The sequence below is a fragment of the Flavobacterium sp. HNIBRBA15423 genome, assembly GCF_052655965.1.
This window is the reverse complement of the sequence record NZ_CP199751.1, coordinates 456,093-468,286: the sequence shown is the minus strand read 5'-3', so window position 1 is coordinate 468,286 and position 12,194 is coordinate 456,093. Positions and strand designations below refer to the sequence as shown.

Genomic DNA, 12,194 nt, shown 5'->3' with positions numbered 1-12,194 from the left:
CTAAAAGTAAGATGGAAAATTTTTTAGTTGATTATAGTTTTTTGTTTGATAACAAAACTATTCCTTATGTTTTAGAAAGTTATAAAAACATAGAGAATGGAGAAATACTTTTAAAAGAAAATATTAATAAAAACAAAGCAAAAAAAAGCAAAGATATATTTGAAATTTATTCAGTTCGAAAAGTGATTCAAGACGCTTCAAATAACGACAACAAAACAGATTTTGACTATTTGCTTGATAATTTAAAAAAAATCCCAGAAGATGTACATATATTTAGTATAATTGTTGTATGTAAGGAGTGTTCTTACACTTTTTTTTACGAAAACAAAAATTTAATAGGAATTTTAAAATCAAACGAATTGACTTTAAATAAAATAAATGATTTAATTCCTATCTATAGAGAGAAGAAACTTACATTAAATTACAAGAAATTTATTAATGGTAAGTATAAAGAAACAATTAATTAGAAAAGAAGATTAATTTTGGTAATGTTTCAGAGTTAGTGACAGCCCTTTTCACACAAGCTAACCAATTGAAAATTAAAATTTAATTAAAAAAATGTATAGAAAAGGAACGCAATGGCGTTCCTTTTTGTGTTATATAATGTCTTAAAACAAAGGGTAATGTACCAGATTTAGTGATGAAGGTTATAAGAGTTACTAATAAATTGATAATCAATGAAAATTAAAAATAATTATAAAAAAGATGAACTATATAGTTCATCTTTTTTTATGTTTAAAGCTTTTAAAACGAAGAAAATGATAAAAAACGCGACCTCATGTATCAGAATTAGTGATAACCAAAAACACCTACGACGAACTAGGACAATTAATCAGTAAAAACGTAGGCGGTCTAGATGTAACAGGAGCTTCTGGCTTACAAACCGTAGATTACAGTTACAACATAAGAGGTTGGTTGAAAAACATAAACGATGTCAACAACATAGGGAATGATTTGTTTGCTTTTAAAATTAATTACAATGATGCAGAAACCGCAACCGATTTATACAACGGAAACATTTCAGAAACCTTTTGGAAAACAAATAGCGATAACAAACTAAGAAAGTACCAGTTTTCTTATGATAATCTAAATAGATTGTTAAATGCAAGTTACAGTCGAATAAACGAAACCACAGCACCTAATGCTTACCGTGAACAGTTAGATTATGACAAAAATGGGAATATCCAAAAACTCAATCGATATGGAGTAATTGATGATGCGACTTATGCCATTCAAATCGATGAATTGGTATATGCATATGACCCACAAAACAAAAACCAACTTTTAGCAGTAGAAGATAAAAGTCAATCTCCAAAAGGATTTAAAGACGGAGTAAACGAAGGAAACGATTATGAGTATGATGCCAATGGAAATCTAATAGCCGATAAAAACAAAGAAATTGAAACCATTATTTATAATCATTTGAATCTGCCAACAGAAATAAATTTTGCAAGCGCTGACAAAATTGAATATCTTTACAATGCAACAGGGCAAAAAGTAACTAAAATAGTGACACAAACAGGCATTAAAACACAAACCGACTATTTAGCTGGAGGATTTCAGTATAAAGTGAATGAATTACAATTCTTTCCACATCCAGAAGGCTATGTCAATGTAATAGACGATAAGTATAATTATGTATTTAATTACACCGATCATCTAGGAAATATACGAGTAAGTTATGGAGTTGACCCAAGTACAAGTACTTTAAAATTACTAGAAGAAAACCATTATTATCCTTTTGGATTAAAACACGAAGGTTATAATATGGACTATAAAATGTATCAAAAAATACAAAGCGGTGCAATAGCCATTAGATTAGCTGCTCCTTTGCTGCCTAATTACCACTATCGTTTTAATTCAAGAGAATATCAAGGCGAACTAGCGCTTAATGTTACAGCTATGGATTATCGTCAATATGATTCAGCTATTGGTAGGTTTAATTCAATGGATAAACTTTCCGAAATGTCACATAATATAACTCCATATCGTTATGGTTTTAATAATCCTGTTTTTTGGTCTGACCCTACAGGTTTATTTGAGTCTAGAAGGGAAGCTAGAGCATATAGAAGAGAACATGGATTAGAAGAGCAGAAAATGGAACATTTGAATTATATGGTAAAGAAGGAATGGTTTATAGTGCTGGTGATGATTCACCATACTCTTCAACTGATTCAAATCCAAATGATGGAGTTATTGCTTCTCATTTAGCGGAAGGTTCAGGTAGTTCAAATGATACAGGTGGTTCTAATGAATTAGGAGGTATTATTTCAACAGGTTTATGGGGTGTTAATACGGGTATTGGTTTTCTATCTACTGGTATTGCTTATAAAGGGCAGTATCATCGGATGAATGAGATTTGGCATGTTACCAAAACAGCAGGGACAAGATATTTTTGGCAAAATCAATGGAAAAATTCAGGGGCAAAATTTCATAGAACCCAACAATTAAATAAAGTTTCGAATATTCGAAATGCATCAAGTAAACTTACAAAAATTGGAGGTGTTTTATTAGTGGGAGATATAGCATTATCTGGAGATATAAAACCCTCACATGTAATTAATGGAATTATGTTAGGCGCAGCAACAACTGGGGTTGGTACAATTGTAGCTGCTGTATGGTTCATTGCAAATTTTGGAACTATGGGTGTAAATTATCTTGTAAATGGTGAAGCAAAAGGAATCGGTGATATGATAGACGAAAGTAGTTTTGGGAAAAGTGTAACAGTAAAAATGTATGATGGACTCTACTGATAATATAAAGTTTCCTTTGTTAGATTTGATTATTAATGATTGGTCAAAAATTAATGATGTTTCTGAAATCTTATTTGATGATGAATTTATTTATTCTTCATCAGATACAAACTTTAAGTTGTATCTTTTTAATCATTTATTGGTTGATGATAATGGTAATCTTTTTAAAATAAAGGAGAAAGAAAATTTACCATTACTAAAACGTATTATTCCTTTTGGGAAAAAGGCTAAAATAATCTTTGAAAACTTAAATAAAACTATTGATTTTAACGAAGTAAAGGAGATGATGTTGTCGAATATGAGTAAGTTAGAAGTGAATGATTTAAATAAAGATTTTATAAATAAATGGTATTCAAAAATTATGGAATCTAAATCAATATCAGAAATGTTTTGGGAAAAGGACAACAATGGAAATGTATGAAGGAGTATATTAATAAAATACAATTTCCAGTTTTAGATATTTCGATAAGTGATTGGAATGGGGAAATTATAAATGAAATAATATTTTATGATCTTTATTTTTATAATTCTTCAAATACTATTTTTAAGAATTTAAGATATAACCATGAAATCGTCGATTGTAAGGGTAATTTGTATAAAATTATTGGAATAAAAGAATCAAAAGGTTGGAGAAAAGTTTTTCCTTGTTTTTCAAAACGTGAAATGAAAATTGAGAACCTGAATAAAAATATTACATTAAAAGATTTAAAGGATTTAATGCTAGCAAAAATATATAAACTTGATTCAAATCAATTCAAAGAAGAATGGATAGAAAATATTAAAAAAGCAAATACTTTTGAAGAAGTAATCGTTTAGGGAAAAAGTAATATTCTAAAATTAGGGTAATGTTTCAGAGTTAGTGATATGTATTCTACAAACAACTAACTATTTTAAAATCAATAAAAATTAAAAGTAATTGTAAAAATGATGAGCTGTATAGTTCATCTTTTTTATGCATGGAATCTTTAAAACGAAGAAAATGCTAAAAATTTGGGTATTGATAATTTTAGTAATCCCAAATGCTTTATACTTTCAAGAGAAAGAAGTAATATGGTGAAAGTATTAAATGCAATAATGTCAATAAAAATTTAACATGAAAGTATTAACAATTAGTAGAATATTAGCAATATTATTTTTTGTCATTTTTATAAAATGTAGTTCTATTTCGAAACAAAACTTAACAGGTACTTATGTTTTAAAAACTAAAGTTGGTAACGAGTATATTAAATTAAATAGAGATGGTACATTTAACTTTAAATCTCAAATACCTTTAATTCAATCTGAAAGTAACGGTAGTTGGTCGCTAAAAAATAATAATTTAATACTTAGTAGTTTTTTAGAGTATAAGAATGATTTTATTGAGGTTGAAGAACTAACGAATAAAGACAAGTCTCTTATACAGGTAATGGATAAAGAAAACAAGGGTATGTTTGGTATTATAGTTAGGATTAATGATGATGAAAACATTTTTTCAACAGATATAAATGGATACATATCTTTAGAGAAGTTGGAATTAAAACAGGGAGATATTGTTAGAATTAATACAATAAATTTATCATCTGAAAATATATTTTATAAAATTAAAAAAAGTGATAAAAATAAGTTTATTAAAATAAAAATTTATGAAAAGGACGGAGTAAAAAGATATTTTGAAAATGACACTTTAGAGATTAAAAAGGATAAAATAATTTTAAATAAGGACATTTATAAAAAAAGTGAATAAGGTAATGTTTCAGAGTTAGTGATATATGTCTTACGAACAGCTAACAAATTGAGGTAATATTTCAAAGTTAGTGACAACCCTTTTCACAGAAGCTAACCAATTGAAAATTAAAATTTAATTAAAAAAATGTATAGAAAAGGAACGCAATATGGCGTTCCTTTTTGTATTATATAATGTCTTAAAACGAAGAAAATGGTAAAAAAGTCGACCTCGTGTATTAAAATTAGTGATGCAGGAATTTGTTCTCATTGTAATACTAAAAACTTAGTCAAAAATGGGTTTACCAAAAATAAAAAGCAACAGTTTTATTGCAAAAATTGCTATAAAAGGGGTATCGATTTTTATTGTTACAAAGCCTATAAACCAAATACAAATGCTAAAATTATTCAATTTATAAAAGAAGGTCTAGGAATAAGAAGTACAGCAAGAATAGTACAAATTTCAACTACTACTGTTTTGAAAAGAATTATTGCTATTGCAAAAAAGATTTCTAATCCTATCTTCTTCAAGAATAAAATTTATGAGGTAGATGAAATGCGTTGCTATTTAAAAACGTAAAGACAAACCAATTTAGATTGTGTATGCCTTAGAAAGAAAAACGAAGCGAGTTGCTAGTTTCAGTTTAGGAAGAAGGTCAAAACGAACGATACAATATGTTATCAATTCATTATTACTTGCTTCTCCTAAAAATAGCTATACAGATGGTTTAGTGCTTTATAAATCTTTAGTAAATTTAGCAATTCATAAAGTAAAGCGTTTTGGCACTAACCAAATTGAAAGAAATAATCTTACTATGCGAACTCACTTAAAACGATTGCAGCGAAAAACCATTTGTTTTAGCAGAAATTTTATTCTTTTACAATGTGTTTTGCGTATTTATTTTTGGGCTTAAAACTTCTAATTGTTGCCAATTATTGTATGATTGGTTTATTCCCAACTAGCCTTTTTAGGTTTGGTTAAGGCTTTGTTCGAGTTTTGTTCGGGTTTTGTTCGTAGTTGTGGTACCTAATTTCGTTCCTTTTAGATACTTATAACGAAGGAAAGTGGTTTTTAGGAGCAAATACTAAAACCAAATATAAAATGAAACAGTAAACAGTCTTTATTTTAAAAGGTTCTCAATGCTTTTTTGTTCTGTTTTCCCTGTAGAAAAAACTTAAACTATTAATGTTAATCAATTAAAGAACTAGTAGTAACAATAACCAAAATAGTGGAATGCTTTCTACCCAAAAACTGGTGTAGTATTTGTTGCGTTTGGCATTGGCAAAAAAAGTAAAAACAGCAATTAGTATCGCTATTGAAATAGTGGTCGTTAAATGGATTTGAGAAATATGGGGTTTTAGAAAATCCATGGCTATAAAAACCACTAGTAATAAATAAGCTAAATATTTAGTCTGTTTTATTCCTATTCTTTGTGGTATGGTTTGTAGTTTCTTTGAATCGAATTGTAAATCTATGATTTCAAAGATTAGCAGTAAGACAAAAACAAATATAAAACGCTGCAAGCATTTTAATAGCACTACAATATCAAATGCATAATTGCTGTCAAAAACTGGCAACACCACTGTTACTATTACCCACGAAATGGCAACTAAATAAATTTTAACACCGCTCCAGTTCCGCATATTTTGTTTTCTAGGAAAGAAAGGCAAAGTGTAAATTATGGTAATAAATAAAGCAATGAAACCTATCCATTTTGTTTTGGTTTGTAGCTCTAAAAAATAATAAAAAGTGGCTAATCCTGCTATAAAACTTAATCCAATAATAGCTTTAAAAGTTGGTGTTAATACTACTTTTTTTACCCTTGCTAGTTCATCATATTTAATGAAGTTATAACCCACAATAGTACCAAAAAAACCAAAATAAGCTACTGATTCATCATAGGCAATATTTAACTTTAAAAAGGTAATGCGAATTAACGCATAAACAGCTAAGGCAACGTGCAAGCTACTTTCAATGTAAAAATTGAGTATTTTTTTAAAGATAGGCATCATACAAAAATAGTGAATGTGTTAATAAGATTGGCTTTTTGTTCAAAAAATCACAAAAATTAGCCTTTTAAAAACAAAATATTACAAGATTAATAATTACTTTTGCTGTCTTTAAAACAACACAATTTTACTTACTTACATTTACAACTAAATGAGAACAGATGCATTCGCTTTGAGACATTTAGGTCCACGTGAAGGAGACTTAAATCACATGTTAAAAACTATTGGTGTGGATTCTTTAGACCAATTAATTTATGAAACACTTCCAGATGATATTCGCTTAAAAAAGGACTTAGATTTAGAACCTGCCATGACTGAGTATGAATATGCAGCACATGTGCGTGAATTAGGAAGAAAAAATAAAGTTTTCAAATCTTATATTGGTTTAGGCTATCACCCAAATATTGTTCCTGCTGTAATTCAAAGAAATATTTTTGAAAATCCAGGATGGTACACTGCTTATACTCCTTATCAGGCAGAAATTGCACAAGGTCGTTTAGAAGCCCTTTTAAATTTTCAAACTACTATTATTGAATTAACAGGAATGGAAATCGCAAATGCTTCTTTACTTGATGAGAGTACAGCTGCTGCGGAAGCAATGGCTTTGCTTTTTGATGTAAGAACACGTGACCAAAAGAAAAATAACGCTCATAAATTCTTTGTATCGGAAGAAATATTACCCCAAACTTTATCGGTTTTACAAACTCGTTCTACTCCAATAGGAATTGAATTAGTTGTAGGAAATCATGAAAACTTTGATTTTTCTACAGAATTCTTTGGAGCTATATTACAATATCCAGGAAAATATGGTCAAGTTCATGACTATGCAGGATTTATAGCGAAAGCAAAAGAAAATGAAATTAAAGTAGCTGTTGCCGCTGATATTTTATCGTTAGTAAAATTAACACCTCCAGGAGAAATGGGTGCTGATGTTGTTGTGGGAACTACACAACGTTTTGGTATTCCAATGGGTTATGGCGGTCCTCATGCTGCTTATTTTGCTACTAAAGAAGAATACAAACGTTCTATGCCAGGTCGTATCATTGGAGTAACTATTGATACTAACGGAAATCGTGCGTTGCGAATGGCTTTACAAACTCGTGAGCAACATATTAAGCGTGAAAAAGCAACGTCAAACATTTGTACGGCTCAAGTTTTATTAGCTGTTATGGCTGGAATGTATGCTGTATATCATGGTCCTAAAGGCTTACAATATATTGCTACTAAAGTTCATGCTTCTGCTATTGCTACGGCTGATGCTTTAAATAAATTAGGGGTTTACCAAACAAACACTTCTTTTTTTGATACTATTGTTGTAAAAGCTTCTTCTGAAAAGGTAAAAGCAATTGCTGAAAGCAAAGAAGTGAATTTCTATTATATTGATAATGAAACCATTTCTATTTCATTCAACGAAACAACTTCTTTAAAAGATATCAATCAAATTATTGGCATTTTTGCTGAAGCTACTGGAAAAGAAGCTAGTTTAGTTTCAGAATTACCTACTCAAATTAATTTCCCATCAACAGTTGAAAGAAAATCAACTTTCTTACAGCATGATGTGTTCAACAACCATCATTCGGAAAGTCAGTTGATGCGTTATATTAAAAAATTAGAGCGTAAAGATTTATCATTGAATCATTCTATGATTTCATTAGGTTCTTGTACTATGAAATTGAATGCTGCATCGGAAATGTTGCCTTTAAGTATGCCTTATTGGAATAACATTCACCCTTTTGCACCTTTAAATCAAACTGAAGGTTATCAATTAATGCTTAAAAAATTAGAGCAACAATTAAATGTTGTTACTGGTTTTCAAGGTACCACACTTCAACCCAATTCTGGTGCGCAAGGAGAATATGCAGGTTTAATGGCCATTAGAGCTTATCATTTATCAAGAGGCGATAACCACAGAGATGTGTGTTTGATTCCTGCTTCTGCACATGGAACAAATCCTGCTTCTGCTGCTATGGCTGGAATGAAAGTGGTAGTAACTAAAACCACTCCTGAAGGAAATATTGATGTGGAAGATTTAAGAGAAAAAGCCATTTTACACAAGGATAATCTTTCTTGTTTAATGGTTACTTATCCTTCGACCCACGGTGTTTTTGAAAGTTCTATAATAGAAGTAACTAATCTTATTCATGAAAATGGTGGATTGGTTTATATGGATGGTGCTAACATGAATGCACAAGTTGGATTAACAAATCCTGCTACAATTGGTGCTGATGTTTGTCACTTAAATTTACACAAAACTTTCGCTATTCCTCACGGTGGTGGTGGACCTGGTGTAGGGCCAATTTGTGTAAATGCTAAATTAGTTCCTTTTTTACCTTCAAACCCTATTTTAAATGTAGGTGGTGACCAAGCAATTACTGCTATTTCTGCTGCTCCTTATGGTTCTGCTTTGGTATGCTTAATTTCCTATGGTTACATTTGCATGCTAGGTGCAGAAGGATTGAAAAATGCTACTACTTATGCTATCTTGAATGCCAATTATATGAAAGCACGTTTAGAAGAGCACTACCCTATTTTATATTCTGGTGAAATGGGAAGAGCGGCTCACGAAATGATTTTAGATTGTAGAGCATTCGAAGAAAAAGGAATCAAAGTTACTGACATTGCAAAACGTTTAATGGATTATGGTTTCCATGCTCCTACTGTTTCTTTCCCTGTTGCAGGAACTTTAATGGTGGAACCAACAGAAAGTGAAGATGTTGCTGAATTAGATCGTTTTTGTGATGCCATGATTGCTATTCGTAAAGAAATTGAAGCTTCTACTAAAGAAGATGCTAACAATGTATTAAAAAATGCTCCCCATACTTTAGCGATGGTTACTGCTAATGATTGGAATTTTCCATATACAAGAGAACAAGCTGCTTATCCACTGGATTATGTTGCTGATAACAAATTCTGGCCAATGGTTCGTCGTGTAGATGAAGCTTATGGTGATAGAAATTTAGTTTGTTCTTGTGCTCCTATTGAAGCTTATATGTAATTTGAAAATTAAAAACCAATTAAAAACCCCAAATACAAAATATGTATTTGGGGTTTCTTTTTACCGTTGATAGTTGAATTATTTTTAGAGCTAATAAACTACCGTTTTACCTACTATTTTTACTTTGGCTTGTACTACTTTTTTCGTTGCTATTCGTGTTTCACTAGGTTGCATTCCTCCAACAGAAAATAATAACTCTCCTGAGGAAAGTTCTACTATATTATCGTTATTCATTTGTGCTAATTGTTTAGGATGAATGGTAAAAGAAACTCTTTTTGTTTCTCCTACTTTCAAGAAGACTCTATCAAAACCTACTAATGTACGAATGGTATTTAGTTCATCTCCTTTAGGATTCGTAAAATAGCACTGAACTACTTCGTCACCCTCTTTTTGCCCTGTATTAGTAACATCGACTGATAGTTTTATTTCTTTATCAGCAGTTATTTCATTTTGGACAACCAAATTATCATAAGAAAAAGTAGTATAGCTTAAACCAAACCCAAAATCGTATAAAGGTGTTTTTTGAAAATAGCGATAGGTTTTCCCTTTCATACTGTAATCATTAAATTCAGGTATATCTGCAATATCCTTATAAAATGTAAGAGGTAATCGTCCTGATGGATTATAATCGCCAAAGAGTACATCAGCGATGGCAGTTCCTCCTGCTTGACCAGGATACCAAGCTTCCAAAATAGCTGGAATGTTCTCATTTTCCCAATTAATTCCAACAGCACTTCCATTTAACATTACTAGTACTATAGGTTTGCCCAATTCTTTTAATTTCTTCATTAGATTTGTTTGAGAAGCAGGTAATTTTATATCATTTCTATCTCCACTAGAAAAACCATCTACTTTTACTTTCATCTCTTCCCCTTCTAGCATTGGGCTAAGACCCATACATAAAATCACCACATCTGATTCCCTTGCTAAATCAAGAGCTTCTTTTTCAAGAGTATTGCGAGGAGTATCCCATAAAAAACGCATAATAGCATGTTCTGTGTTGTCTTGCTTGTATTCTAATTTGATTTTATAAACTTTTTTAGCTTCAAGAGTAACGAATTCATAGACTTTTTTAGGCTCGTGCATATCCTCTCTTTCGACTATTAATTTATCATCTAAAAATAATTTCATTCCCGAAAAAGCTTCACCACCTAAGGCATACTTCCCAGATTCTGAAACTGATAAATAACCAGTCCATAAAACGGAGTATTTATCATAGCTCATATCCTTAAAAGGGGCTGTTGTTTTCCAAGTAAAATTTACTTGTTTGTCTATTTGAGAATGTAAAGGAGTTCCACTAAAATCTAAATTATTGAAATAGGCTGCGTTTAGTCCGTTCACTTTACAAGAACTATCTGTAAATAAAACATCAGGAGAAACCGCTTCCAAAATAGGCAACCCATCTGCCAAAGGACAACCTTGAGCAAACTGAACTTCTGCTTGTGGTAATTTCTTTTGTAGTCCTTTAAGCGGTGTAATTCCATTGGAAGGGAAACCATTATAATTTCCTAATAAGACATCCAATTCATTTGCATTTGGTCCTATTACAGTAATTTTTTTAAGGTCTTTACTTAACGGTAAAATATTGTTCTCATTTTTCAATAAAACCATTGATTTTCTTGCCGTTTCCAAAGCCAATAATCGATGTACTTCAGAATCTACCACACTAAATGGAATTTTTTCATATTTTACATCTCCAGCTGGTGCAAAAAGACCTAATTTCATACGAGCGCAAAGCAATCGTTCTACGGAAACGTATAATTCTGCTTCTGTAATTAATTTTTGTTTAACCGCATTAATTAGAGAAGGATAAGAATCCCCACAATTTAAATCCGTACCTGCTTTAACTGCCATTGCAGAAGCTTCTTCTTTAGTTGCAACTATTTCATGAGCTCCTTTGTCATAAAAATCTTTTACAGCCCAACAATCAGAGACAATATAACCTTTAAAACCCCAATCATTACGTAGTAAATCACTTAATTTTTTATTCCCACAACATGGCAATCCTTTAAAACTATTATAAGCACACATTACTGAATACACGTGAGCTTCTTTTACTACTTTTTCAAATTGCGGACTATATGTATTTATCATATCAAAAGAAGAAGGTTCCGCATTAAAGCTATGCCTTTCATTTTCTGGACCACTATGTACTACAAAATGTTTAGCAGTAGCGATAATTTTATAATATTTCGGATCATCTCCTTGTAATCCTTTTATAAATTGTACTGCCAATTCCCCTGTCAAATAAGGATCTTCCCCGTAAGTCTCCATTCCTCTTCCCCATCTTGGGTCTCTAAAAATATTAATATTTGGGGTCCAATATGTTAATCCTTGATAGATACCTCTTTTATTTCTTGAGGCAAACTCGGAATGTTTTGCTCTGGCTTCATCTGAAATAGCATCTGCAACTTTAAACATTTGATTTCTATCCCACATGGCACTCATTCCAATTGCTTGTGGAAAAACTGTTGCTTTCCCAGCACGAGCTACACCATGTAAACATTCGTTCCACCAGTTCATTTCAGGAATTTCAAGTCTTTCAATAGCTGGTGATTGATAGGTCATTTGTGATACTTTTTCTTCTAAAGTCATTTGTGAAACAATATATTTGGCACGTTCTTCAAATGTCTTACTTGCGTCTTTATGAATTGCTATTTCTTTTTTAGTCTGACATCCTAAAACAAAGAACAATAGTATAAGTGTTGTTGCTTTTCCAAACATAATTGTAATAC

General features: G+C 30.9%; 9 protein-coding genes and 1 pseudogene. 8 read left to right on the top strand and 2 right to left on the bottom strand.

Annotated features, from left to right (window positions below; all coding sequences use genetic code 11):
* Nucleotides 1-11: 11 nt before the first annotated feature.
* From ACULEV_RS01965 to ACULEV_RS01935, 7 genes and pseudogenes are all read left to right on the top strand, one after another.
* On the top strand, nucleotides 12-467 hold the full coding sequence (locus tag ACULEV_RS01965) for a hypothetical protein (RefSeq protein WP_445457008.1): 456 nt from the start codon (nucleotides 12-14) through the stop codon (nucleotides 465-467).
* Nucleotides 468-792: 325 nt separating this feature from the next.
* Nucleotides 793-2,211 (top strand): RHS repeat domain-containing protein, encoded by a 1,419-nt coding sequence (locus ACULEV_RS01960; RefSeq protein ID WP_445457007.1) that lies wholly within the window; start codon nucleotides 793-795, stop codon nucleotides 2,209-2,211.
* The gene (locus ACULEV_RS01955; protein WP_445457006.1) at nucleotides 2,130-2,753 is read left to right on the top strand and encodes a hypothetical protein; all 624 of its coding nucleotides are present in this window, start codon (nucleotides 2,130-2,132) and stop codon (nucleotides 2,751-2,753) included. Before ACULEV_RS01960 ends, ACULEV_RS01955 begins: the two co-directional genes overlap by 82 nt.
* Nucleotides 2,737-3,174, top strand: a complete 438-nt coding sequence (locus ACULEV_RS01950; protein WP_445457005.1) for a hypothetical protein — start codon at nucleotides 2,737-2,739, stop codon at nucleotides 3,172-3,174. Before ACULEV_RS01955 ends, ACULEV_RS01950 begins: the two co-directional genes overlap by 17 nt.
* The gene (locus ACULEV_RS01945) at nucleotides 3,171-3,569 is read left to right on the top strand and encodes a hypothetical protein (RefSeq protein WP_445457004.1); all 399 of its coding nucleotides are present in this window, start codon (nucleotides 3,171-3,173) and stop codon (nucleotides 3,567-3,569) included. Before ACULEV_RS01950 ends, ACULEV_RS01945 begins: the two co-directional genes overlap by 4 nt.
* Before the next feature lie 277 nt (nucleotides 3,570-3,846).
* Nucleotides 3,847-4,476 carry a hypothetical protein gene (locus tag ACULEV_RS01940; protein WP_445457003.1) on the top strand — a complete coding sequence of 210 codons (630 nt, stop codon included), beginning with the start codon at nucleotides 3,847-3,849 and terminating at the stop codon, nucleotides 4,474-4,476.
* 192 nt (nucleotides 4,477-4,668) lie between these two features.
* Nucleotides 4,669-5,368, top strand: a pseudogene (locus tag ACULEV_RS01935) (IS1 family transposase).
* Between the two features lie 283 nt (nucleotides 5,369-5,651).
* Here the strand turns inward: ACULEV_RS01935 and ACULEV_RS01930 are convergent.
* Entirely contained in the window at nucleotides 5,652-6,467 is an 816-nt protein-coding gene (locus ACULEV_RS01930) for a hypothetical protein (protein ID WP_445457002.1), read from the bottom strand.
* Nucleotides 6,468-6,615: 148 nt separating this feature from the next.
* On the opposite strand from ACULEV_RS01930, the gene gcvP reads away from it, so the two are divergent.
* Nucleotides 6,616-9,459, top strand: coding sequence for an aminomethyl-transferring glycine dehydrogenase (gene gcvP, locus ACULEV_RS01925; protein WP_445457001.1), 2,844 nt, complete (start codon nucleotides 6,616-6,618; stop codon nucleotides 9,457-9,459).
* 90 nt (nucleotides 9,460-9,549) lie between these two features.
* On the opposite strand, the gene ACULEV_RS01920 is transcribed toward gcvP, so the two are convergent.
* On the bottom strand, nucleotides 9,550-12,183 hold the full coding sequence (locus tag ACULEV_RS01920; protein WP_445457000.1) for a glycoside hydrolase family 3 C-terminal domain-containing protein: 2,634 nt from the start codon (nucleotides 12,181-12,183) through the stop codon (nucleotides 9,550-9,552).
* Nucleotides 12,184-12,194 lie beyond the last annotated feature (11 nt).